The organism is Sphingomonas zeicaulis (genome assembly GCF_050433225.1).
Taxonomy (GTDB): Bacteria; Pseudomonadota; Alphaproteobacteria; order Sphingomonadales; family Sphingomonadaceae; genus Sphingomonas_D; species Sphingomonas_D zeicaulis.
Map to the genome: position 1 here is coordinate 87,071 of NZ_JBNPXQ010000009.1, position 24,087 is coordinate 111,157.

At 65.6% G+C, this 24,087-nt stretch carries 14 protein-coding genes; 12 read left to right on the forward strand and 2 right to left on the reverse strand.

Annotation, left to right across the window (positions count from 1 at the left end; genetic code table 11):
- Nucleotides 1-55: 55 nt before the first annotated feature.
- From FHS96_RS24015 to FHS96_RS24040, 6 genes are all read left to right on the forward strand, one after another.
- Entirely contained in the window at nucleotides 56-1,207 is a 1,152-nt protein-coding gene (locus FHS96_RS24015; protein WP_429597980.1) for a dipeptidase, read from the forward strand.
- The gene (locus FHS96_RS24020) at nucleotides 1,204-3,519 is read left to right on the forward strand and encodes a TonB-dependent receptor (RefSeq protein ID WP_429597982.1); all 2,316 of its coding nucleotides are present in this window, start codon (nucleotides 1,204-1,206) and stop codon (nucleotides 3,517-3,519) included. Before FHS96_RS24015 ends, FHS96_RS24020 begins: the two co-directional genes overlap by 4 nt.
- An 18-nt stretch (nucleotides 3,520-3,537) precedes the next feature.
- Entirely contained in the window at nucleotides 3,538-4,578 is a 1,041-nt protein-coding gene (locus tag FHS96_RS24025; protein ID WP_429597984.1) for an N-acetyltransferase DgcN family protein, read from the forward strand.
- A 184-nt stretch (nucleotides 4,579-4,762) separates the two neighbouring features.
- Nucleotides 4,763-5,866, forward strand: a complete 1,104-nt coding sequence (locus FHS96_RS24030) for a YkvI family membrane protein (protein WP_429597985.1) — start codon at nucleotides 4,763-4,765, stop codon at nucleotides 5,864-5,866.
- Nucleotides 5,863-7,443 carry a serine hydrolase gene (locus FHS96_RS24035; protein ID WP_429597987.1) on the forward strand — a complete coding sequence of 527 codons (1,581 nt, stop codon included), beginning with the start codon at nucleotides 5,863-5,865 and terminating at the stop codon, nucleotides 7,441-7,443. Before FHS96_RS24030 ends, FHS96_RS24035 begins: the two co-directional genes overlap by 4 nt.
- Nucleotides 7,440-8,624, forward strand: coding sequence for a dipeptidase (locus FHS96_RS24040; protein WP_429597989.1), 1,185 nt, complete (start codon nucleotides 7,440-7,442; stop codon nucleotides 8,622-8,624). Before FHS96_RS24035 ends, FHS96_RS24040 begins: the two co-directional genes overlap by 4 nt.
- Nucleotides 8,625-8,697: 73 nt before the next feature.
- Here FHS96_RS24040 and FHS96_RS24045 read toward each other — a convergent pair whose 3' ends face one another.
- On the reverse strand, nucleotides 8,698-12,231 hold the full coding sequence (locus FHS96_RS24045; protein WP_429597991.1) for a malectin domain-containing carbohydrate-binding protein: 3,534 nt from the start codon (nucleotides 12,229-12,231) through the stop codon (nucleotides 8,698-8,700).
- 295 nt (nucleotides 12,232-12,526) lie between these two features.
- Between FHS96_RS24045 and FHS96_RS24050 the strand changes: the two genes are divergently transcribed.
- From FHS96_RS24050 to FHS96_RS24060, 3 genes are read left to right on the forward strand one after another with little or no spacing between them, the layout of a single operon-like run.
- Entirely contained in the window at nucleotides 12,527-13,849 is a 1,323-nt protein-coding gene (locus FHS96_RS24050) for an MFS transporter (protein ID WP_429597993.1), read from the forward strand.
- A 30-nt stretch (nucleotides 13,850-13,879) separates the two neighbouring features.
- Nucleotides 13,880-15,001: an LLM class flavin-dependent oxidoreductase gene (locus FHS96_RS24055; protein WP_429597995.1), complete on the forward strand. Its 1,122-nt coding sequence runs from the start codon at nucleotides 13,880-13,882 to the stop codon at nucleotides 14,999-15,001.
- A 14-nt stretch (nucleotides 15,002-15,015) separates the two neighbouring features.
- Entirely contained in the window at nucleotides 15,016-15,789 is a 774-nt protein-coding gene (locus tag FHS96_RS24060; protein ID WP_429597997.1) for an alpha/beta fold hydrolase, read from the forward strand.
- Between the two features lie 148 nt (nucleotides 15,790-15,937).
- On the opposite strand, the gene pelA is transcribed toward FHS96_RS24060, so the two are convergent.
- Nucleotides 15,938-17,233, reverse strand: a complete 1,296-nt coding sequence (gene pelA / locus FHS96_RS24065; RefSeq protein ID WP_429597999.1) for a pectate lyase — start codon at nucleotides 17,231-17,233, stop codon at nucleotides 15,938-15,940.
- Nucleotides 17,234-17,481: 248 nt separating this feature from the next.
- Between pelA and FHS96_RS24070 the strand changes: the two genes are divergently transcribed.
- From FHS96_RS24070 to FHS96_RS24080, 3 genes are all read left to right on the forward strand, one after another.
- Complete coding sequence (locus tag FHS96_RS24070) at nucleotides 17,482-19,749, forward strand: hypothetical protein (protein ID WP_429598001.1); 2,268 nt, start codon at nucleotides 17,482-17,484, stop codon at nucleotides 19,747-19,749.
- Nucleotides 19,750-19,766: 17 nt separating this feature from the next.
- Nucleotides 19,767-21,161 carry an oligogalacturonate lyase family protein gene (locus FHS96_RS24075; protein WP_429598003.1) on the forward strand — a complete coding sequence of 465 codons (1,395 nt, stop codon included), beginning with the start codon at nucleotides 19,767-19,769 and terminating at the stop codon, nucleotides 21,159-21,161.
- A gap of 198 nt (nucleotides 21,162-21,359) precedes the next feature.
- Nucleotides 21,360-24,086, forward strand: coding sequence for a TonB-dependent receptor (locus tag FHS96_RS24080; RefSeq protein WP_429598005.1), 2,727 nt, complete (start codon nucleotides 21,360-21,362; stop codon nucleotides 24,084-24,086).
- Nucleotide 24,087: the final 1 nt, after the last annotated feature.

Consider the following 24,087-nt stretch of genomic DNA (forward strand, 5'->3'; position numbering starts at 1 on the left):
TTTCCAATCAGGACATTAGTCTTCGAAACGAAACAAAGCTGAAAAGGAATCCGGAATGACCCAGTCATTCCCGATCACGCGCCGCGCAATCATTGCCGGCGCGGTCGGCACGGTCTTGTCTGCGCCCATGATCAACCGGGGAAGCTTCGCCTTCGCCGCGGTTCCGGGCCGGACCTATTCGCGCCGCGCGGTGGATCTCGTTGCCTCATCGCTCGTCATCGACATGCTCGCCCCGCTCAAGATCACGTTGGCGGAGGATTATTTTTCTCACCGCCTGACTGACGGCGAGGCCGCGGAGTTCCGCGCCAGCGGGATCACCGGCTTTCACAACAGCTATGGTCTCGGCGGACCGGACGCGCGGACCAAGTCGCTCGAATATATGGCGGGCTGGCAGGGCTTCGCCGGGCGCAACAGCCATGTCTTCACGCTCGTCGACACCGCCGACGATCTCGATCGCGCCAAGCGTGACGGCAGGAGCGCGGTGATCATGGGGCTGCAGAATGCCGAGCATTTCGAGCGGATCGAGGATGTCGCGCTGTTCCGCAGGCTCGGGTTGCGCTGCGCGCAGCTCACCTACAACAGCCAGAACCGGATCGGATCGGGCTGCACCGATCGCGTCGACGGCGGAGTCAGCGATTATGGCGCGGCGATCATCGCCGAGATGGAAAAGCAGGGCATGCTGGTCGACGTCTCGCATTGCGGGGACCGCACGACGCTGGATGCGATCGCACTTGCCAAGGGGCCGATCGCGATCACCCACAGCAATGCCCGCGCACTGATCGCGCACCCACGCGTCAAGACAGACGAGGCGATCAGGGCGCTTGCCGCCAAGGGCGGGGTGATGGGCATCACCGGCGTGCGCATGTTCGTGCGCCTGACCGATCCCACCAATGTCGGCCATATGGCCGACCATATCGACCATGTCGCGAAGCTGACCGCCATCGAGTATGTCGGCATCGGATCGGATGCCGACCTCAACGGCTATGACGACATGGTGCCTGCTGAATATGAAGCGCTGAAGGGCGCCTATAAAGGCAGCTACGCTTTCCGCGACCGGATCGACATCGATGGGTTCGACCATCCCGCCAAGGTCTTCGACCTGACCGAGGAACTGATCCGGCGCCGCTATTCCGACAGCAACATCGCAGCTGTGCTTGGGGGCAATTTCCGCCGCCTGCTCGGCCAAGCCTGGGGGACGCCATCATGATCACAAAGCGTGGACATCTTTTCGCGGCCAGCCTGATCGCGCTGGCCGCCGCATCACCCGCCCTGGCGCAGGCGCCGGCGGACGAGCAGCGTGAGGGCGACATCATCGTCACCGCGCAGAAGCGCCAGCAGACCTTGCAGGAAATCCCGCAATCGATCTCGGTGGTCGGCGGCGAGCAACTCGAGCGGCAGCAGGCCAAGAGCTTCGTAGACTATGCCGCGCTGGTGCCAGGGCTCAGCCTGCAGCAAGCCAATCCCGGCCAGACGCGCATCGTGCTGCGCGGCATCAACACCGGCGGCGCCAGCCCGACAGCGGCGGTCTACATCGATGATACGCCTTATGGGCCGAGCACCGGGCAGAGCAATGGCGCGGTGCTCGCCGGGGACATCGACACATTCGACATCGAACGCGTCGAAGTTCTGCGCGGGCCACAGGGTACGCTCTACGGCGCCAATTCGCTCGGCGGCCTCGTCAAATTCGTCACCACCGAACCCAAGCTCGGCGTCGTCGAAGGCAAGGCGCAGGCGGGGGCAGAGATCACCAGGGGCGGCGACGAGAGCTGGAACGCCAATGGCGTGCTCAACGTGCCGCTGGGTGACATGCTCGCGGTGCGGGTCAGCGGCTATTACCGCAAGGTCGGGGGCTTCATCGACACGGTCGGCATCGCGCGCAAGGATGCCAATGATTATGAAAGCTATGGTGGCCGCGCCTCGCTGCTGTTCGCGCCGACCGACGCCTTCTCCGTCCGCCTGACCGCGATCGCGCAGAACATCCGCTCCAACTCCCGGGCCAGCTTCGATGCCGATCCGGTGACGCTGGAGCCGTTGGCGACCGATCCCAACAGCGGCGCCTCCACCGCAGGCAGGATGACCCGATCGGAATTCTATCCCGAGCAGAACAATGTCGATTATCGCCTGTATAACGCAACGATCGGCTGGGATTTCGGCCCCGCCACGCTGACCTCGGTCACCAGCTACGGCACGCTTGACCAGAACGAAATCTATGATGCGAGCTACCAGTTGCCCGGCATCGCCGATTCCATATTCGGCGGGCCCGGCGTGCCGCCGCTGGGCACCACCTTTCCTGCCTTTGCCGGGCAGAAGAAGTTCACGCAAGAATTGCGGCTGCAATCGGCCACCAGCGACAGCTTCGAATGGCTGATCGGCGGCTATTACACCCGTGAGAAGGGGCAGTTGTTCCAGCGCTATCTGCCGTTCGAACTGGGCAGCGGCCAAGCGATCGATCCCGAGCTGACGTTGCCCGCCGGGCCGGGGGGCGCCGATGTGACCTTCCCCGATTTCCTGAGTGCCGATCTGAGTTCGCGCTATCGCGAATATGCCGGCTTCGGCAGCGTCACCTGGTACCTGTCCGACCGTTTCGACATCACCGCTGGCGCACGCTACAGCCATAACAGCCAGCGCACCCACCAGGTGCTCGACGGATCATTGCTGTTCTTCTCCGGCTCTCCGGTGATCCCGGACATCGTTATGGGTGACTCGTCCGAAAACGTCTTCACCTGGTCGGTCTCCCCGCGCTTCGAGCTTTCGGACAACGCCACCCTCTATGCGCGCGTCGCCAAAGGCTATCGTCCCGGCGGCCCGAATGTCGTGCCGCCTGGCGCCGGCGCCGACTTCCCGTCGCAATATGCGGCGGACACGCTGGTCAGCTACGAGGCCGGTTTTCGCGCGGAGACGCCCGACAACAGCTTCGCAATCGACGCGTCGGTCTATTATCTCGATTGGCGGGACATTCAGGTCCTCGTGACCTACAATACCGCGATTGGCCCGATCAACGCCGACGGGAATGGCGACAGCGCGAGCAGCAAGGGCGCCGAAGTCGCCGCGACATTGCGCCCGGTACGCGGGATGAGCGTGGTGCTCAACGCTACCTACAACGACGCCAAGCTGGACGAGGACCTGCCCGAGGGCAATGGAGGCTTCGACGGCGATCGCCTGCCCTATGCGCCCAAATGGACGGTCAACCTGTCGGCCGACTATGAATGGACGCTGGGCGACAGCGCGACAGCGTTCGTCGGGGGCAGCGTGCGGATGCTAAGCGATCAGGTCACCGACTTCGACGACAATTACCAGACGACCTTCGGTCGCCGCCTGACCATCGACAGCTATGCCGTCGCCGACCTCCGAGCCGGTATCCAGTTCGATCGCTACACGCTGTCGGTCTACGCCAGGAACCTCACCGACAGCCGCGGGCTGACCAGCGCCGCGGGCTTCGGCACGCGGCCGGGCACCGCCGTGCTCGCTTCGCCGATCCGGCCGCGGACGCTGGGCTTCACGCTCGGCGCCAACTTCTAAGTGCAGGAGTAAAACAATATGAACGCGCCGACAGGCCGTCTGGTCGAAAGCCTGACGCTGCCGCAGCCCTATCTGCTGTTCCTTGGCGACACGACGGAGGCCGGCTTCGCCAAGACCGCCTTCGGCCTCGCCGACTGGGCGGCGGACCGGTGCGTGGGCGAATGCTCGGCCGCGGGTTGCACCGTCACCACCGGCCTGCCCAGACTGTCGCCGGCCGAGGCGCAGGCTGCGGGCGCACGATCGCTGGTGATCGGGGTCGCCAACCAGGGCGGGATCATCGGCGAGAGCTGGATCTCCGTGCTGGTCGAAGCGATGGAGGCCGGTCTCGACATCGTCAGCGGGCTCCATGCGCGGCTGGGCGCGGTGCCGGCATTGGCCGAGGCGGCGAAGCGCACCGGCCGGCGGCTGATCGACATCCGCACTCCGCCCGCCAACATTCCCGTCGGCACCGGTCGCAAGCGCAGCGGTAAGCGACTGCTGACGGTGGGCACCGACTGTGCGCTTGGCAAAAAATATACCGCACTGGCACTGCACCGTGCGTTCGTGGCGCGCGGGCTGAACGCCGATTTCCGCGCGACCGGCCAGACCGGCATCATGATCGCCGGCGGCGGCATGCCGATGGACGCGGTGATCTCCGACTTCGAGGCGGGCGCCGCGGAAATGCTGAGCCCCGATGCGCCGGACGACCATTGGGATCTGATCGAGGGCCAGGGATCGCTGTTCAACCCGGCCTATGCAGCGGTGTCGCTGGGGCTGCTTCATGGCAGCCAGCCGGATGTATTCGTGGTGTGCCATGATCCCAGCCGCAGCGTGATACTGGGCCTTGAGGATTTCGCGCTGCCAAGCATCGAAGAGGTGATCGACCTCACCATTCGCTTGGGCAGCCGGACCAATCCGGCGATCCGCTGCGTGGGCGTGAGCCTGAACACGTCGCGATACAGCGCGGAGGCCGCCGAGGCGCTGATGGCGGCGGAGCGGGAACGGCTTGGCCTGCCGGTGGCGGATCCGATCCGTGGCGGGGCCGGGTTCGAGGCGTTGGTCGAGAATTGCGTCAAGTGACGCCCAACCGGCCCCTCTCCCCTCGGGGGAGAGGATGGGTGAGGGCCAGATCGGGCCATCGGCACGATCTGCGGAATGCGCAGCATTCCGGTGCTAAGTATGACGACGCTGTAAGCCCAGCGCGACTTCCCCTCACCCCAACCCTCTCCCCCGAAGGGAGAGGGAGCGTGCCGGCGCCGCTCTCATGACCTCCGCCACCCGCTTCCAACGCTACCTGCTCCCCGGCTTTGCGCTGAAGGCGGTCATCATCGGCGGCGGCTATGCCACCGGCCGCGAGCTGGCCGAATATTTCGTGCCCGCCGGGCCGTGGGGCGGGCTTGCCGCGATGCTGCTTGCCACGGCCGCGTGGAGCCTGATCGCCGCCCTCACCTTCGCGCTTGCCCGGGCGATGGATGCCTATGACTATCGCAGCTTCTTCCGGAAGCTGCTCGGGCCGGCCTGGGTCGCGTTCGAAGCGGCCTATCTGATCTTCGTCATCCTCATCCTCGCGGTGTTCGGCGCCGCCGCCGGTGCGATCGGTGCCGCCACCTTCGGATGGCCGGCGGCGGCGGGATCGGTGCTGCTCGCCGCGGCGATCGTCGCCGTAACGGCATGGGGCACCGGCGTGGTCGAGGAGATGTTCAAATATGTCTCGATCCTGTTGTACAGCGTCTACGCGCTGTTCCTGCTGCTCGCGCTCGCCAAGTTCGGCGGGCTGATCGGCGAAGGGTTTGCCGAGGCGCCGCCGCCGCAGGGCAATTGGGTGGCGGGCGGGCTGACCTATGCCAGCTACAACATCGTCGGCGCGGTCGTGATCCTGCCGGTGCTGCGCCACCTGACCAGCCGGCGCGACGCGATCGTCGCCGGCATCATCGCGGGCCCGCTGGCGATGGCACCGGCGATCCTGTTCTTCGTGGCGATGATGGCCTTCTATCCGGCGATCGGTGCCGAAACCTTGCCGTCCGACTTCCTGTTGCGGCAGATGGGCGTGCCCGCGTTCCACATCCTGTTCCAGGTGATGATCTTCGCCGCGTTGCTCGAAAGCGGCGCGGGCGCGGTCCATGCGATCAACGAGCGGATCTCGGGCGCGATCGAGGGCCGCGGCCGGCCGCCGCTGACGACGGCGGCGCGCGCCATCATCGGGGCTGCGATCCTCGCCGGCTGCATGTTCGTTGCGGCCCGCATCGGCCTCGTCGATCTCATCGCCAGCGGCTACCGCTTCCTCGCCTGGCTGTTCCTCGCCGTGTTCGTTGCCCCCCTGCTCACCATCGGCGTCCATCGCCTGCTCCGCGCGGAGATTTCATCATGAGCCCTGCCCGCTTCCTGCTGCTCCCCCTGCTCTGCGCGCTTGCGATGCCCGCGCGCGGGGAGCCGCCGGCCGATCTCGACACGATGGTCGAGACGCTGCGCCAGAAGATCGGCGCGCCCGGCGTGTCCATCGCCGTCGTGGAGAAGGGCAAGACGACGGTCGCGCGCGGTTGGGGCGTGCGCAAGATCGGCGAGAAGGCGCCGATTGACGGCCAGACATTGTTCCAGACCGGATCGACCGGCAAGGCGATGACCGCCGCGGCGCTCGCCATCCTCGTCGACGAGGGCAAGATCGCGTGGGACGATCCGGTCATCAAGCACATCCCCTGGTTCCGCATGTACGATGCGTGGGTGACGCGCGAGATCACCATCCGTGATCTGCTCGTCCATCGCAGCGGCCTCGGCCTCGGCCAGGGCGACCTGATGTTCGTGCCGCGCACGCACCTGACGCGGCGCCAGACGGTGGAGCGCGTCGCCTTCCTCAAGCCGCGCACCAGCTTCCGGTCGGCCTATGCCTATGACAATATCCTCTACGCCGTCGCCGGCCAGTTGATCGAGGAGGTCAGCGGCCAGCGCTGGGAGGAATTCATCCGCGATCGTGTGCTTCGCCCCGGTGGCATGAAGCAGGCGACCAGCGACAGCGAGGATCGCTTCCGCACGCCCAACCGCTCCTGGCCGCATGCCCGCCTTTCCGGCGCGCTGCGCGGGCTGGGGCCGCAGCAGGCGCTCGACGAGCGCGACGAGCTGGGCCGCAATGGTGCCCCCGCCGGCGGGCTGGCGCTGAGCGCGGAGGATATGGCGGCGTGGCTGAAGATCCAGCTCGCCCATGGCGCGCTGCCCGGCGGCGGGCGGCTGTTCAGCGAGGCGCAGGCAACCGAGATGTGGACGCCGGTCGTCTCGATGCCGATCACCCCGCTGCCCGACAACCTGAAACCCGCCCAACCCAATTACCAGGCCTATGCGCTGGGTTGGCAGGTGCAGGATTATCGCGGCCACCGCATCATTCAGCACAGCGGCGGCGTGTTCGGATCGATCACCCGCGTCGTGCTGATCCCCGATCGCGACATCGCTTTCGCGATCATGATGAATTCAGAGGATAGCGGCATGATCCTCGGGCTCTATTACGATCTGCTCGACCATTATCTCGACCAGCCCGATTATGGCTGGACGACGAAATGGCAGGACTGGTTCGAGGCGCGGCTGGAGGATGGTCGCAAGTTCCTGGCCAGCACCCGCGCGGCGCCCCCCGCCAAGGTCGGCCCCTCGCTGCCGACCGCGCGCTACGCTGGCCGCTACCGAGACCCGTGGTATGGCGATGTCGTGGTGGCGTCGGGCCCGCGCGGCCTGACCATCGATTTCACCTCGACCCCGCGCATGGCGGGCCGGCTGGAGCATTGGCAATATGACAGCTTCGTCACCGCGTTCGACGATCCGGCGATCGAGCCCGCCTATGTCACCTTCGCGCTCGACGCGGACGGCAGGGTGACCGGGGTGACGCTGAAGCCCGTCAGCAAAATCGCCGACTTCAGTTGGGACTATCAGGATCTCGACCTGCGTCCGGTGGAGGCCGTCAAGTGAAGCGGCTGGCTCTTCTCGGTGCTACCGCGCTTGCCGCCTGCTCGCCGACGGCGGACGAGACCAACCGCCAGGCCGAAACCGGTCCGGTGCCGCACGCGAAGATGCTGGTGCTCGACACCCACATCGATACGCCGCTGCACTTCACGCGCGAGGGCTGGAACTTCGCCGATCGCCATAATCTCGCGACCGACCTGTCGCAGATCGACATCCCGCGGATGAAGGACGGCAATCTCGATGGCGGCTTCTTCGCGATCTACACCGACCAGGGGCCGCTAACCCCGAAGGGCTTTGCCGATGCGCTCGCCTTCGCGCGCAAGCGTTCGGACCTGATCGACACGGTGATCGCCGCCAACGCCGCGAGCATCGCGCCGGCACTGACCGCCGACGATGCGCGGCGGCTGGAAAAGGACGGTAAGCTGATCGCTTTCAAGTCGATGGAGAACAGCTACCCGCTGGGTGAAGACCTGAAGCTGCTCGACGAGTTCTACAAGCGCGGCGTGCGGCTGGCGGGGCCGGTCCACTCCAAGAACAACCAGTTCGCCGATTCAGCCACCGACACGCCGCGCTGGAACGGGCTGAGCCCGCTGGGCAGACAGTGGGTCGCCGAGATGAACCGGTTGGGCATCGTGATCGACGCCAGCCACGCGTCCGACGCGGCTTTCGACCAGCTTCTCGAACTGTCGAAACATCCGATCCTGCTCTCCCACTCCTCTCTGCGTTCGGCGTACGACAATCCCCGCAACCTCGATGAAGGGCGGCTGCGCAAGCTGGCGGCGAAAGGCGGCGCGATGTGCATCTCGACGATCTTCCTGTCGGAGATGAACCTCTCGCCCGAACGCGCCGAGCTGTTCGGCAAATATGAGCATATGGACGCGATGTCGCCCACCGAGCAGGCCGATTTCATTCGCCGCTGGCACGAACTCGACAAGACCGAGTCGATGTGGGCGGCGGACTTCGAGAGCTATATGAAGATGGTGCTGCGCGCGATCGAGGTCGGCGGCGTCGACCATATCTGCTTCGGTGCCGACTGGGACGGCGGCGGCGGGCTGAAAGGCATCGAGGATATTACCGCGCTGCCCAGCATCACCGAGCGGCTGCGCGCCGCGGGCTATTCCGACGCGGACATCGAGAAGATGTGGAGCGGCAACATCCTGCGCGTGGTGGCGGCGCAGAAGCAGTGAAATGTGCCGCCAGCCCGCCTGGCGGTGTTGGCCGCGATTTGATCATCCTCGACGCGGTTGTCCATTCCGTCGCTTAGTCGAGCTGCATCGAGTCGATCGCGAGACCGCTGCCGTCCGCCAGATCGAGCTCGACCTTGTAGGTGCCGGCGTTGATCATCGACGGCGTTTCCACGGCGACATCCTGCCAGCCGTCACCTGACGCGAAGCGAAGCGCCATCGTCACCACCGCGATGCCGCTCGCGTCGCGGATCGAAAGTCGCGCGTCCGCGGGCGCGGCACCGCTCTTTGCATAGCGCAGCGCGATACGGTGGCGGCCGGCGACGCCGGTTTCGATCGTCCAGCCCAGCGTGGACGCGCCCGCGCCGAAGGCGATGAAGCCCTGGCCGCCATAGCCCTTCACATTGGTCTGCACCGATCCGTTGGTCACGCTGTTCGCGGGCAGTTCGGCATCGGTTATGCCGCGGCCACGGCCGCCGAGGAAGGTACCCGGCGCATAAGGGGACAGCAGCGGGCGGCGCACAAGCAGGGGCACGCCGGCGCCGACCGCGATCCACTCGCCCGCCCCGGCGCGGCGGGTGACGAAGCGCCTGACGTCGGCGCCGGTCGCGCCCTTCAGCTTGCTTTCCTGCCAGCCGGCGGGTGTGGCCATGCCCTGCGGTAGCGCGAGATAGAGCCGGGCATCGGTCCGCAACTGCACGGTGGCCCCCCCGCCGGCCCGCACCCAATCGCTGTCGAGCAGTTCGTGCGAGAGACCTGTCCAGCGGACGGCGCCGTCCGTCGTCGCGGCATCGCCATTGTCGAGATAGGACAGCGCGGCGGCATCGCCTTCCACTGCCGCGATCAGATCGGTTCCCTGCGGCCGCTGCGCCTCGCCGGGCCGGGCGGCGGAGATCGCGATGGCCGAGATGACTGCCTGCCCCGCCGCGACGCGCGGGAAGCTCAGCAGCAGCTTACCGCCCTCGGCGCGCGCGGTGACGATCTTGCGGATCGCGCGGCCGAAGCCGGCTTCCTTGAACAGGTCGAGGTCGCGGATCACCGTGCGGCCATTGACCGCGACGTCGAACAGCCGCCACCCGCGCGCGTCAATGCCGGCGCGACCATACCAGGGCTCGGCGAAGTAGAGTTCAATGCGATAATCGCCATCAGGCACCGCGAAACTGTAGCTGAGCTGCTCGCGTCCGTAGCGATAGCTTTGGAACAGCGCCGGCGTCGCGGTGCCTTCGATCATGTCGAAGCTCTTGCGGCGGCTGCCGAGCTGCGGATCGAGCTCGCCATAGGCATCCGCCCAGCTTCGCCAGCCCCAGGCGGCACCCGCTACCAGATGCCTGTCGCCCAGCCAGCGATTGCCATCGGCATCGACAAGTTCGGGCCCGCCGGCGTTGACGCGATAGAGATAATGGCGGCCCTTCTCCACCTTCACCACGTCGCGTGCCGCCTTGGCGGGTGCCTGCGTTTCAGCAGGCAGGTTGTTGAGCCGGATCGTATCCCGCGCGCGGACCGCGCCAGCCACGATGCAGGTGGCAGACAGGATGCTGGTGCGGACCTCGACATCATCCCAGCGGAAGCGGCCCTCGCCATCGCGCGCGCGCCGGCCGAGGCTGTAGCGGCCGTTGAACAGCTCCACTTCCGGGCAGTTCGAATAGACCTCGATGCCCGACTTGCGACCCGGCGCCTGCCAGCGATCAGGCCAGGTGTGCGAGACGATATAGACCATCGGCCCTTCCGCCGCCGGCACCTGCCGCGCGCGGAACATGTAGTAGACGTCCAGCGGCTCGCCCCACAGCGTCATCAGCCCCTTGTTGTTGGCGGGGCCGACATGATCGAGTTCGCGGATGCCATCCCAGATCTGGGTGCCGTCCATCTTCATCGGCCGGCCGGGATTTTCGTGGGTGGTGAGCAGCCAGTGGAACTGCCCGACACTGCGATCGGCGACTTCATCCGCCAGATGCGCCTTCTGCTGCATCAGCGCGGCCATCCGCGTTTCGGAGAGCACGCCATCGGAATGCGGCGCCTCGCTGTGCAGTTCGAGCGAACGCCACGCCCCATATTCGCCGACCAGCGCCTGCTTGATCAGTTCCTCGCCATATTTGGCGGGATCACCGCCATAGGTGCCGGACCAGTTCTGCGGCACATTCCAGTCGGAACCCTCACCGCCGTTGCAGGTGGTGATCAGCCGCTGCTTCGAGGCGGTCGGATCCAGTTCGCGGATCAGCGCGACCATTTCCTCGGCGAACGCCTTGGGCAGCTTGCTCTCGTTCTGCAGCCCCCACATGAACACGGCCGGGTTGTTGCGCCGCTCGCGCACCCAATCCGCCATCAATGCACGAAAGCCGGTGCGGAATTCAGGAGTGTCGAAATAGAGTGCGGCGCTGAACTGGGTCCACCAAAGCACGCCATCCTGCGCCAGCCGATCGCCGTAACGGAAATTGTGGGGATAATGGCCGTCGCGGAAGGCGTTGAAGCCGGCCGCCTCCACCTGCGCGATCCGCGCATCGACCTGCTCGGGCGAGAAGGCGTGCGATCCGCCGAGATTATGTTCATATTCGGCGATGCCACGCAGCGTCATCGGCTGCCCGTTGAGGAAGAAGCGCCGGCTGCCATCAGCCGCAGCGCGGATCTCGACCGTGCGGATGCCATAGGGCGTGCTGGTCTCATCGACGACCCGGCCATTCTCCATGATCCGCGCCCGCAGGCTGTAGAGCGTCGGAGCCTCCGGCGACCAGAGCCGCGGACGCGCGATCGTCGGCAAGGCGTGATCATATTGACCACGGGCGCCCGCCGCCAGCCGCTGGCGAATGCGGGCTTCGGACACCACCTTGCCGAACGGATCGACGATCTGGTTCACGATCTCGAAATCGCGCGCGCGCCCGGCGTCGTTGAGGATCTCGTTGCGTACCATCAGGTCCGCACGGTCTATATTCACCTGCCCGAGCGCACCCCAGGCGAACACGCCGAACGGCGCCACCCGCAACGACGATGCGCGCACCACATGCACCGGCCGGAACAGCCCGAACGGCTGCGATCCCTCACAGCAGCCATTCTTTTCGAGATCGTCTCCTGAGATCCAGGGCAGGTCACGGATGTTGGCGGGATTGTCGGTGCGAACGGCGATCAGATTGTCGCCGGCGCGCGCCGCATCGGTGATGTCGAGGGTGAAGCTGGTGAGCCCGCCCGCGTGCCGGCCGACCTGCCTGCCATTGACCCAGACGGTGGCATAGCTCGCTGCGCCCTCAAACATCAGCAGGATGCGCTCGTCCGCCCGGGGCACCGCGATCGACACGTGGCGGCGATACCAGGCGCTGCCATGGCGCGCGCCCTTCACAACCTGGCGGGCAAAGGCATAGCCCTGCCAGTTGTGCGGCACCGAGACGGTCGCCCAGGCGGCATCGTCGAACGCCACCGCTTCGAAGCCTTGCGCCGCAGGGAGTTTCCCATCCGCTTCGGCGTCGAACACTGCAGACCGCCAGCCATCCGCGATCGCCACATTCTCTCGCACCGTCCGCGCCTGTGCCGGGGCCGACAGCGACAGGCAAAGGAGAAGCAGCGCGAGACTGGCTCGAATGGGCACCGACAGCACCGCGCGGCTTTCGACGAAAAACGCCGCCATTCGGCGGGTCCGGTGCACAGCTTTCACGCGTCTCTCCCAAGGCGCCCATTCATACGGCCATCGCACGATCGGCTGGGCGGAATCGCTATTGCATATATCTCATCGCGGCGAACAGATATTTCACGACACATGATTGATATGAATCGACGCACGTAGCCCCGCTTTCGGCGTCGACCACGCTCAGCCGCCGCCAGCGCGGCATTTACGATACGGCGCCCGCGCAACGAAGGATTGCCAAACCTCGAACGCTATGTTTGTATGACAGTCATATCAGCATACCATCAGGGGGTTCGAGATGGTGGAGTCCGCGTCCAGGGGCGGCAGCTGGCCGCCACGCCAACAGGCGCGCTGGGCGCTGCTGCTGCTGCTGCTTGCCTATATCCTGTCCTTCATCGACCGGATCATCCTGTCGATCCTGATCCGGCCCATCTCGACGGATCTCGGCCTCACCGACATGCAGTTCGCGCTGGTGGGCGGGGTTGCCTTCTCGCTGTTCTACGTCACGGTCGGCCTGCCGATCGGCTGGCTGGTCGACCGTATCTCCCGAAGGGTTATCGTGGCGGCGGGCATCGCCTTGTGGAGCCTGTGCACCATCGCATCGGGGCTCGCCCCGAGCTTCGGCTGGCTGTTTCTGGCGCGGGTCGGCGTCGGCATCGGCGAAGCGGCGCTGTCACCCGCCGCCTATTCGCTGATCGCCGATTATTTCCCGCCGGAGAAGCGCGGTCGTGCGGTCGCCATCTACACGCTCGGCGTCTCGCTGGGGTCGAGCGTCGCCTATCTCGTCGGCGGAGCGCTGATCAGCTTTGCCTCCGGGCACGGCGGCATCGACATGCCGGTGCTGGGGGCCTTGTCACCATGGCGCTTCGTCTTCGCTGCAACTGGTCTGCCCGGCCTGCTGCTAGCTGCCGTCACGCTGACCATGCGGGAGCCACCGCGTCGCAGCCTTGCGGCGGCGGCCGCGGACGGCTCGGTGCGGTTGCTGGCCTTCCTGCGCGCGAACAGGCGCGTCTCGGCCTGCTACATCCTGGGCTACAGCTTCATCAACCTGCCCTTCGCCGGCTTCCTGCTGTGGGGGCCCGCACTGTTCGGACGGCTGCATGACATGGGGCCCGGCGTGCTGGCGTTGCCGCTCGCGCTCATCTTCCTCGTGCCGACCACGTTGGGGCAATGGCTCGGCGCGTTGATGACCGATCGCGCGCAAGCCGCGGGACATGGTGACGCCGCGTTTCGCACCGGCATGTGGTGTGCAGCGGTGCTCGTGCCGGTGTCGATCGCGATGCCGCTGCTGGCTAACGCCTGGGCGGCGCTGGCGACGCTCGCGATTCTGGTGTTTCTCGTCTGCGCGTCCGTTGGCCACCACGCGGTGGTCGCCGCCGCCATCGCGCCGAACCGGCTGCGCGGCATCTATGTCGCGCTGTTCTTCTTCGTCCAGAACGTGCTGGGCCAGGCCGTCATCGCCCTGGTGACCGCATTCTTGACCGATCATGTGTTCGGCCGCCCGACCAGCCTAGGTCTGTCGATGGCGATCGTCGGCGGCGTCGGCGCCGCAGCGGGTTTCGCCACGCTGACGATCGGCCGTGCGGCGCTGCGCCGCTCGGTCAGCGCCATTCCATCCTGATCCATCGATATCCACAAGCCGGGAGCCAAGATGAAGTTCGGTTTCTTCAACCTGATGCCATGGCCGCACTATCCGGAGCCGCCGCGCACCTATCCCACGCCCAACCGGGACTATGATCCGGAAGTCGGGCGCCAGCTCTATCACGACTATACCGACCTGCTGGTGCATGCCGAGGCGTGCGGTTTCGATATGGCTCTGTGCAACGAGCATCATTTCAGCCCGTACGGCACGATGGCCAATTGCAACCTGATCGGCTCCATCCTCGCGCGTGAAACCAAGACGATCGCGCTGGGCATGGTCGGCAATCTGCTGCCACTCTCGAACCCGGTCCGCGTTGCCGAAGAATATGCGATGATCGACGTGATGAGCGGCGGGCGCCTGATCGCCGGTTTCATGCGCGGCGTGCCGCACGAATATGTCGCCTATAATTCGCCGCCGGGCGAATCCCGATCGCGGCAGAAGGAAGCCGCGGAACTGATCATGAAATGCTGGCAGGAGCCAGAGCCCTTCGGCTGGGAAGGCGAGCATTACCAGTTCCGTTCGATCTCGATCTGGCCGCGACCGATCCAGTCGCCGCCGCGCGTGCTGATGTCGGCCAGCAACGAGGAATCCGCCGTCTTCGCCGCGCAAAGCCGCGCGATCATGGCGATGGGGCTGATCTCCGACATGAAACTCGCCCGCGCGAACGTCGACATCTATCGCCGAACTGCGAATGACCATGGCTGGGACCCGCTCGACGAAGAGATCATGATGGGTGCCAGCACCTGCATCTGCGAAACCGACGAGGAAGCGCATGAGGTGTTCGCGAGCGCGCTGGACTACTTCCACGGAACGCTGATGAAGCCCACCTATGACGCGCTGAAGCTCGTGCTGCAGGCCGGATACTTCAACAAGCAGGCGGCGGGTGCGAGCTATGACAGCCGGCTCGACAAGGTGGCCGCCAAGAAGACGATCCAGGAGATGATCGACGCCGGTTCGATCTTCTGCGGCAGCCCGGAAACCGTGGTGAACCAGATCAAGCGGTTTAGGCAAGAGCTTGGCTGCGGCGGCATCAACATGAGCATGCAGATCGGCAATCTGCCGATCTCAACCGTGCGCCAGGGCATGGAACTGTTCCGCGACCGCGTGCTGCCGCACGTCCGCGACCTGTGAGCGCGAGGGGCAAGATGTACGAGACCAAGACTGCGGCGCTCGCGAAAGGCGTCGTCACCTATTTCGAGGCGGGCGAAGGCCGGCCGTTGCTGGTGCTGCACACATCGGGTGGGCCGCTGTGGACCCCGCTGCTGGAAAAACTGGCGGGAGAGCGCCGCGTGATCATGCCGGTGCTGCCGGGCTTTGGCGGCAGCGCGATGCTGGAAGGCGTTGCAAGCGTGGTCGATCTGGCGGATCTCGCCGCCGACTTCATCCGCACCGTCATCGGCGCCGCGGCGATCGATGTGTTCGGCGGGTCATTCGGCGGCCGCGTCGCGCTCTATGTGGCGGCACGACATCCCGAACTGGTGGCCGATCTGGTACTGGAGGCGCCCGCCGGCGTCGCCCTCGGCGCGGACCCGGCGGCGCAGGATCCGCAGGCGGGCCGCGCCGGCCTGTTCGCCTATCCCGAAAAGGCGGCGCACCTGGCCCCGACGCCCCAACTGGCCGAGGGCAACCGCAACGCCTTCCGGGCCTATGGCGGGCCGCTACTGGTCGACGATGCACTTGTCGCGCTGCTGCCGACAATCGAAACGCAGGTGCTGACGATCATGGGCACGCTCGATCGCGTGACCCCGCCCGAAGCTGGCCGGCATATCGCCGCCGCCATGCCCAATGGTCGCGTGACCTATGTCTATGATGCCGCGCATGCCGTGCAGGTCGATCAGGCGGACGCGATGTTCCGCGTCGTCCGCCATTTCCTCGACAAGGGATCGGCGTTCATCGTGGCTAGCCGCGACTATGCCTGACGGGTGCGAATAGGCTGAGCCGGAGGAGGAAGTGGCAAGTCCACTTCCCCCCTATTGGTTGCAGGGTGACAGAAGACAGAAGACAGAAGAAGGAAGGGGCGCTCCGCTCGATCGAGTGCCGTTAACGACGCGCGAGGCACAACGCCTCTCAGCGTTGCTTCACCCATTTCGCGTACGCATCCAGCGCTGCCTGCGGCGCCGAGACCCACCAGTTATAGCCGTTGCGCCGACCAATCGAGATCTCATTGACATCGTCATGGATCGAGCGGTCCTTGTCGCCGAAAATCGGCTGGCCGGTGACGACGTCATAGTTGCGCGACCACAGAGGCCCCCCGCCCTTGCGCGGGAACAGCTTGCGCCCCTCGTCACCGACCTTTTCCCAGGCATGGTCGTAGAGCGCCACCGCCTTGAGCCACGCGATGCCCCCTTCCACGGCCGCACGAACGTCGGCCGAGGGGGCGGGCTGGTCCATCAGGAAGATCAGCACGTCCGTCGTCTCCCCGCTGGCTATCGAACGCGGTTCGTAATTGCGCGCCGAGATCGGCTCCAGCGTCAGCGGATCGACCTGTTGCGGCCAGCCGAGCCTCTTGCCGTCACGCCGCACCTGCGCGGCCAGGATCACATCCACCGCGCGCCCGACCGCGGCAGCCGATTGGCGGCGCAGATATTGCGGCACGAAGCGATAATCCGGCCGCGTCGCCACTTCCTGCAGCAGCATCGCGGCCTTGGCGACGGCGTTGTCGTTAAAGGTGATGCCGTCGTGGAAGCCGCCTTCCAGCGGCCAGATCTGCGGCCAGCCGCCGTTGGGATATTGTGCCGCGAGCAGATATTGGACGCCGCGCACGAAGCTCTCGCGATAGGGCGCGCCGTCTTCGCCGGGGAGCGCCGCCGCGACACGCTGGAGGAAGCGCATCTCGGTGGTGGTGGCATCATTGTCCAGCGTGCCAACGAAGGTCCAGAACCGGTCATAGGGCGCATCGAAGTTTGCCGGATCCTGGATCATCGTCTCGGCATCATTGGCGTAGCGCTGGCCAGGCAGGCGCGCAGGGCCGGCGCGGTTCTGGTTCTTGCTCCATCCGCCCGCCGGCGTCTGGAAGCTGACGATGGTATCGGCAATACGTCGCGCCTCCGCCGTCCCGTACCAGTTCGCCGGCTGATCGATCGGCATGTTGTATTGCGAGGGCCCGACCGCCCGCGGCGGCGGGGGTGGCGTCTGCCCCGGCGCAAGTTCGGTGACGAGCGATTGGCGATCGATCTGCATCTGCGCCCTGGAGCGCAGGAGATAGGCGCGCCACACCGCCTGTCGATCGTCCGGCAGCGTACCGATACGGTCTTCTGTGAGGGTGAGGGCCGGTTGGTTGACCGCGATGATCCTGGCATCGGCGCCTACGCTGGCAAGCGCCGTGCCGGCGAGGCTTAACGCAAGGGCAGTCGCGAATTTCATGGCTCTCTCCCTCAGGCCGCGCCGGCTTGCCACCGGTGGGGTCAGGCTGTTCCGCTTGTCGGTTGTCAGGTCAGTTCTGGCCAAAACACCCGTCCGAAACGCCGCTAACACGTCAAAACGGCTGGGAAAAGGGCAAAGCGCCCTTTCTTATCGTACAACTTTTTAAGCCGATCTGTCGTTGACACCGTTTCCGCTTATCCGGATGAGGGGCGCCAAACAGCCGCAGCCGCCCGGATCAGGAGAAGAGCATGGGCCCAGATTTCGCGAATGGCCTTCCGACGCGCTTCGGCATCGCCGCCACGCTGTTGCTGGCGAGTGCTTCCGTCCATGCCCAGGGCATCGACCGGAAGGCACTGGTCGAGCGACACGACCCCGTACTGACGACGCTCGATCCCCACGCGCCGGTGATGCTGGGCAATGGCGATCTCGGCTTCACCGCCGACATTACCGGCCTGCAGACCTTTCCCGAGCTTTACTCCCCCCTCGCCCCGCTGCTGACGATGGCGCAGTGGGGCTGGCACACGGCGCCGGACAAGGCGGGCTATAGCGAGAAGGACGGGCTGGTTCAGGTGCCGGTGCCCGGGCGGGGCGAACAGCCCTATGCCTGGATGCGATCATGGAGTGACGCCGACAAAAATCCGGCGATCAACTGGCTCCGCGCCAATCCGCACCGCATCTCGCTCGGTCGCGTAGCGATGACGATCGATGGCAAGCCGCTGCGGTTCGAGGCGGTTTCCGACACGCGCCAGCGGCTCGACATGTGGCGCGGCACGCTGACCAGTCGCTTCACCTATCAGGGCAGCCCGGTCACCGTGGTGACGCGTGTGCTGGCGGGGCGCGACGCGGTGGCGGTGGAGGTCATCTCGCCGCTGGCGAAGGCCGGACGCCTGGGCCTTTCCGTACGGTGGCCGGGCGTCGATCCGAAGATCAATCCCGATCCGTCCCGCTGGGACGGGGGCGGCGTGACGCAGGTGCTGCACAGCGCGACCCACAGGATCCATCTCAGGCGCGACATCGACGCGACGCGCTATTGGTCACTGGTTGAGAGCGACGGGGCGCTGGCCATGCAGCGCGACGGCGCGGTGCATGCCAGGGGGACGCAGGAGGCGCTGCGCCTGGTCGTCAGCTTCGATCGCGATGCCGCGCTCAAGCCACTGCCGGACGCGCGGACAGGCGCGACGGCCGTGGCCGATCGCTGGCAGGCGTTCTGGACGAAGGGCGGCGCGATCGATTTCAGCGGCAGCACCGATCCGCGCGCGGCCGAGTTGGAACGGCGGGTGGTGCTCTCGCAATATCTCTCCGCGATCAATGGCGCGGGCGAACTGCCGCCGCAGGAAGAAGGCCTGTTCTCCAACAGTTGGTTCGGCAAGTTCCACCTCGAGATGCACCCCTGGCATTCGGCGTGGCAGGCATTGTGGGGGCATCCGGACCTGCTCGAACGCAGCCTGCCCTGGTATGTCGCGCATCTTCCGCAAGCGCGCGCCGAGGCGGCGCGGCACAAGGTGCAGGGCGCATGGTGGCCGAAGATGGTCGGGCCGGAAGGGCGCAACAGCCCCAGCCTGGTCTCGCCTTTCCTCATGTGGCAGCAGCCTCATCCGATCCTGATGTCCGAACTCGTCCGGCGCGCCCACAAGGGCGACGCGGCGGAACGGCAGACGCTCGCCCGCTATGGCGAACTCGTCGAGGCGACCGCGGACCTCCTCGCATCCTGGCCCACCAATACGAATGGTCGGCTGAACCTGGGCCCGCCGCTGATCCCCGCGCAGGAGAATTATGATCCGCTGACGACGACCAACCCGACGTTCGAGCTGGAATATTTCCGCTGGGCGCTGGGTGTCGCGCAGCAATGGCGCGAACGGCAGGGACTGCCCCGCAAGCCCGCGTGGGACAATGCCCTGCGCCGCCTCGCCCCGCCGCCGATGCGCGATGGCCTCTATCTTCCCGTCGAGAACATGGAAGATTTTTGGACGACCGCGGCCTCTGCACGGTGCAAGGGCGATGCCGCTGCCGAGCCCTGCAAGAATCGCGACCATCCATCCTTCCTGATGGCCTATGGCTTCATCCCCGGCGCACGCATCGACGCGCCGGCGATGCGCCGCACGCTTGCCGCCGTGGAGGCGAACTGGGATCTGCGCCAAACCTGGGGCTGGGACTTTCCGATGCTGGCGATGGCGGCAGCGCGGCTGGGCGAACCCGAGAAAGCAGTCGACTGGCTCTTTGCCAATCGCAAGAACAACCAATGGGGATCAACGGGCATGACCCCGCGGGTTCACCTCGATGCCCATGCGGAGGATCTCGTGCCGGTGTCGGGCGGCGCGGGGGGCGTCGCGATGGCAAACAACCCCGATGGCGCGGGCTACCGGCGCGCTGCGGAGACCTATTTCCCGTCGAACGGCTCGCTGCTGATGGCAGTGGGGCTGATGGCGGGCGGCTGGGAAGGTTCGACCGGCCATGCCCCCGGCTTTCCCAAAAATGGCTGGAAGGTGCGCGTCGAGGGCATCACGCCCGCGCCCTGATCGCGATGGAGAGACTGATGATCGAGAAGCAGACGCGACGCGGCTTGCTCAAGGGGCTGGCCGCCGGAACCGTTGCAGGTGCGGCATTGTCGCGAACCGCAGCGGCAGCTCCGGCTCCGGCCGCGCCGGCGCGCCCGAAACCGACGGGACCGGCGCCGGCAGCGTGGACCGATCCGAAGACCGGCCGCCGGATCGTGCGGCTCAGCCCGGATGGTGGCGGCGGCAAGCTCTATTTCTACAAGAACAGCTTCACGCCGGAAGGGGATCTGATGGTCATGTCCTCTCCCGCCGGGATCACCACGGTGAACCTGAAGACCTATGCGCGCCGCACCCTCGTGGCCGATCCTGCGGCGGACCTGCTGTTCACGGCGCGCACGTCGCGCACCGTCTATTATTCGGTCAGCGATCCGGGCGAGGCGCAGCCGATGGATCGGCCGCGGACCATCTTCGCGATTCCGGCCGATGGCGGCAGCGCCCGCCGCATCGGACGCATCCCCGCCGGCCAGATCAACGCCGCCAATGCAGATGATACGCTGATGCTCGGCTTCGTGGCCTATGGCTCGAAACCGCTGCAGCCCGGCGTCAGGGATCCCAAGAACCGCCGCTTCGATCAGGCCGAATATGCCGCGACCGGTCCGGACGGCAAGCCGCTCAACTTCGCCCGCGCCAAGGGCGTGCGGATGCTGGAACGATGGGCGGCGCGCTATCCGATGGAGATCTTCACCTTCGATCTGAGGACCGGCGAGCGCAAGGTCATCCACAAGACAAACGAGTGGATCGGCCATACCCAATTCTCCCCCACCGATCCCCAACGCATCATCTTCAGCCATGAAGGCCCCTGGCATCGCGTCGATCGCATGTGGACGATGCGCAGCGACGGATCGGACCTGCGCAAGCTGCACGACCGCACGATCAACTTCGAGATTTTCGGCCATGAGTGGTTCGGCGCCGACGGCAAGGAAGTGTTCTACGATCTCCAGACGCCGCGCGGGCAGGTGTTCTGGGTCGCGTCGGTCAACCTGGAGACCGGCACGCGGGTGTGGCGGCGCGTCAGGCGCAATGACTGGTCAGTGCATTTCAACCGCTCGCCCGATGGCACGCTTTACGCCGGCGATGGCGGGGACGAGGAGATGGTCGCACATGCGCCCGACGGCAAATGGCTGGTCCTCCTCAAGCCCGAACCGGTGCCGGATGGCGACCCCGACAGCGACAAGCCCGATCTGGTCACGATCGAGGTCATGCGCTCGTTGCGGCTCGTCGACATGTCCGCCCATGACTATCGGCTCGAGCCGAACGTAACCTTCACACCCGATGGCCGTGGGTTGATTTTCTGTTCGAACATGCATGGCCTCAACCATGTATACATGGTCGACATCACCGGCGCCGACTGGCCGCTACAGGCTGCGCATTGAGCCCGCCCCGCTAGGGATACATCACATCTCTGCCGCCCGGCGATGCGACAAAGCGCCGGGCAAAATGAGCAGCTCACCGCAAAATCCCCGTTTCTCAACGCTTTTCATCCCACTAAATGCGTTGCGTCCGCTGTTAAGTTATCATACATCTTGATTGACACCGGTCCCATAGATTCCAGGTCCGGAGGGGAGAAGAAGATGTACGACGGCAGCAACGCACGGAAACGCCTCACCTTGGGCGCATCCGCCACCGCACTCATGTTGGCGACCTTGGCGGTGCCAGCGTTGGCGCAGGAAGCTGAAGCACCGCCGCAGGATCCCGCTGCGAGCACCGACGGCGCCCCCGTCGAAGAGATCGTCGTCACCGGCTTTCGCAGCAGCCTCGACAAGGCGCTTAACGTGAAGCGCAACGAGGCGGGTGCAGTCGATACCATTCTCGCCGAGGACATGGCGGACTTCCCCGACCTCAATCTCGCCGAATCAATCCAGCGCCTGCCGGGGGTCACGATCGAGCGCGACGGCGGCCAGGGCCGTACGATCAGCGTGCGCGGTCTCAACGCGGATTTCACCCGCGTACGGATCAACGGTCTGGAGGCGCAGGCAGCGATCGGCTCGAACCGCAGCCGTGGCTTCGACTTCTCGATCTTTGCCTCGGAACTGTTCAACTCGATCACGGTGCGCAAAACCCAGTCGTCCGAGATCGAAGAAGGCTCGCTCGGAGCGACGGTGGATCTGCAGACGGGCCGCGGTCTCGATTTCGGCGCGGGCATCCACGGCGCCCTCTCGGCGCAAGCCTCATACAACGACCTGTCCGAGAAGGTGCTGCCCCGCATCGCCGCGCTGCTGAGCTGGGCGAACCCGGATGAGACCTTCGGGGCACTCGTCTCTGTCGCCTATAGCGAGCGCCGGCCGACCAGCGAGAGCTTCAATACCACCCGCTGGCAGAGCGGCGATCGCTCCGCCGCTTATGGCGCGGGCAATAATTTCGCGGGCTGCGTAACCTGCACCACCGACGCCGAGCGCAGCGAGCTGCTCTCCGCTTATTATCCGCGCATCCCGCGCTACACGATCGGCTCCTTCGCGGAGGATCGCCTCGGCATCACGGCGTCGCTGCAGTGGAAGCCGACCGACGATACCGAGGTCAATCTGGATGGCCTCTATTCGCGCTTCAACCAGGAGGCGGAGAGCCCCAATATCGAGGCCATCAGTTTCAGCCGGGCCGCAGGCGGTGTGCGCGAAACGGTGGTGCGCGACTATGAGATCGATCCGACCAAGAACATCATCTCCTATGGCGTGTTCGACCGCGTCGACGTGCGCACAGAGAATGGCTTCACGCGGGACGAGAGCCAGTTCTCGCAACTCTCGCTCAATGCCAAACATGCCTTCAGCGATCGCTTCCGCGCGCGGATCAAGCTGGGCACTTCGCACGCGAAGGCGCGCACCCCCTTGTCGGTGTCCTACATGTTCGACGCGCAGAACATGAACGGCTACACGTTCGACTTCCGCGGCAACGACCGCCTGCCGCAGATCTCCTACGGCTTCGATGTCACCGACGGCCGCAACTTCACGCTGACCGAATGGCGCAAGAGCACCGGCGGCGCCGACTTCCGCCTGAAGACTGCCGGCGGCGCGCTGGAATATGACCTGACCGAAGACATCACAATCAAGGGCGGCGGCGAATATCGCACCTATGGCTTCGACACGTTCGGCTTCCAGCAGGCCGTCTCGACCCTGTCGGGCGCGGACCGGGCAACCGACGTGAGCAACCTCGGCAAGATCGAATCGCTTAAGGGCGGGCTCAGCATCCCGGCGGGCAGCGACCTGAGCTACATCACGCCGGACATCTGGGCGATCAACGACTTCCTGAGCATCTATGACGATCCACTCGTGCCGGCCTACAACGGCACGCGCGAGGTGAAGGAGCGTGACAAGGGCGCCTTCATCCAGGCGGACTTCAACACCGATATCGGCGGTCTGGTGGTACGCGGCAATGCCGGGCTGCGGTATGCGCACACCGGCACGACGTCCTCGGGTTTCCTCAACACCGATTATGTCACGGTGAAGAACAGCTACGAAGACTGGTTGCCCTCCTTCAACCTCGCGATCGAGCCCGCCAGCGACGTGGTCATCCGCCTTGGCGCCGCCAAGGTCATGTCGCGCCCCGCGCTGGGCGACCTGACGCCGGGCGGCAGCCTCTCCACGCCGACGCGGCGGGTGTCCTACGGCAACCCGATGCTCGATCCCTTCCGCGCGACCAATTATGACGCGTCGGTCGAATGGTATTTCGCCCGGGAATCGCTCCTTGCCGCGGCGGTCTTCTACAAGAAGATCGACAGCTTCATCACCACCGTGACCGATGTGGTTCCCTGGGCGAGCCTTGGCCTGCCGGACAGCCTGCTGATCGGCACCCCGGCCTCACCCGACGAGGATTTCGAGGTCACCCGCAAGATCAACGGCACGGGCGGCACGCTGAAGGGACTTGAGGTCCAATATCAGCAGCCGTTCAGCTTCCTGCCCGGCGCATTGAAGGACTTCGGCTTCATCGGCAATGTGACGTTCGTCGATGCCGAAGTCGATTATGGCGATTATGGCAAGAACCGCCTGACGGGCCAATCGAAGTTCATGTACAATGCCACGTTCTACTATGAGACGAAGCTTTTCAGCGCACGCGTTTCGGCAGCATATCGGGACAGCTATCTGGTCGCCTTTCCCGGCGGCAACAACAACACCGAAGAAGGCATCAATTCGACGCTCAACATCGATGCCTCGATCTCTTACCAGCTTACCGATGCCATCAAGTTGTCATTGGAAGCGGTCAACCTTACCGACGAATATAATGACCGCTATGTCGATGCCACCGATCGCGTATCGAACTATCGCCACTTCGGGCGCGAATTCCTGCTGGGTGTGCGCGGATCGTTCTGAG

Excerpts from the sequence above, each read along its gene's own strand:
- FHS96_RS24055 (WP_429597995.1), top strand. The coding sequence starts at position 13,880 with ATGAAGTTCGGTTTCTTCAACCTGATGCCATGGCCGCACTATCCGGAG.
- FHS96_RS24070 (WP_429598001.1), top strand. The coding sequence starts at position 17,482 with ATGGGCCCAGATTTCGCGAATGGCCTTCCGACGCGCTTCGGCATCGCC.
- FHS96_RS24015 (WP_429597980.1), top strand. The coding sequence starts at position 56 with ATGACCCAGTCATTCCCGATCACGCGCCGCGCAATCATTGCCGGCGCG.
- FHS96_RS24060 (WP_429597997.1), top strand. The coding sequence starts at position 15,016 with ATGTACGAGACCAAGACTGCGGCGCTCGCGAAAGGCGTCGTCACCTAT.
- FHS96_RS24035 (WP_429597987.1), top strand. The coding sequence starts at position 5,863 with ATGAGCCCTGCCCGCTTCCTGCTGCTCCCCCTGCTCTGCGCGCTTGCG.
- pelA (WP_429597999.1), bottom strand. The coding sequence starts at position 17,233 with ATGAAATTCGCGACTGCCCTTGCGTTAAGCCTCGCCGGCACGGCGCTT.
- FHS96_RS24050 (WP_429597993.1), top strand. The coding sequence starts at position 12,527 with ATGGTGGAGTCCGCGTCCAGGGGCGGCAGCTGGCCGCCACGCCAACAG.
- FHS96_RS24025 (WP_429597984.1), top strand. The coding sequence starts at position 3,538 with ATGAACGCGCCGACAGGCCGTCTGGTCGAAAGCCTGACGCTGCCGCAG.
- FHS96_RS24030 (WP_429597985.1), top strand. The coding sequence starts at position 4,763 with ATGACCTCCGCCACCCGCTTCCAACGCTACCTGCTCCCCGGCTTTGCG.
- FHS96_RS24020 (WP_429597982.1), top strand. The coding sequence starts at position 1,204 with ATGATCACAAAGCGTGGACATCTTTTCGCGGCCAGCCTGATCGCGCTG.
- FHS96_RS24075 (WP_429598003.1), top strand. The coding sequence starts at position 19,767 with ATGATCGAGAAGCAGACGCGACGCGGCTTGCTCAAGGGGCTGGCCGCC.
- FHS96_RS24045 (WP_429597991.1), bottom strand. The coding sequence starts at position 12,231 with ATGGCGGCGTTTTTCGTCGAAAGCCGCGCGGTGCTGTCGGTGCCCATT.
- FHS96_RS24080 (WP_429598005.1), top strand. The coding sequence starts at position 21,360 with ATGTACGACGGCAGCAACGCACGGAAACGCCTCACCTTGGGCGCATCC.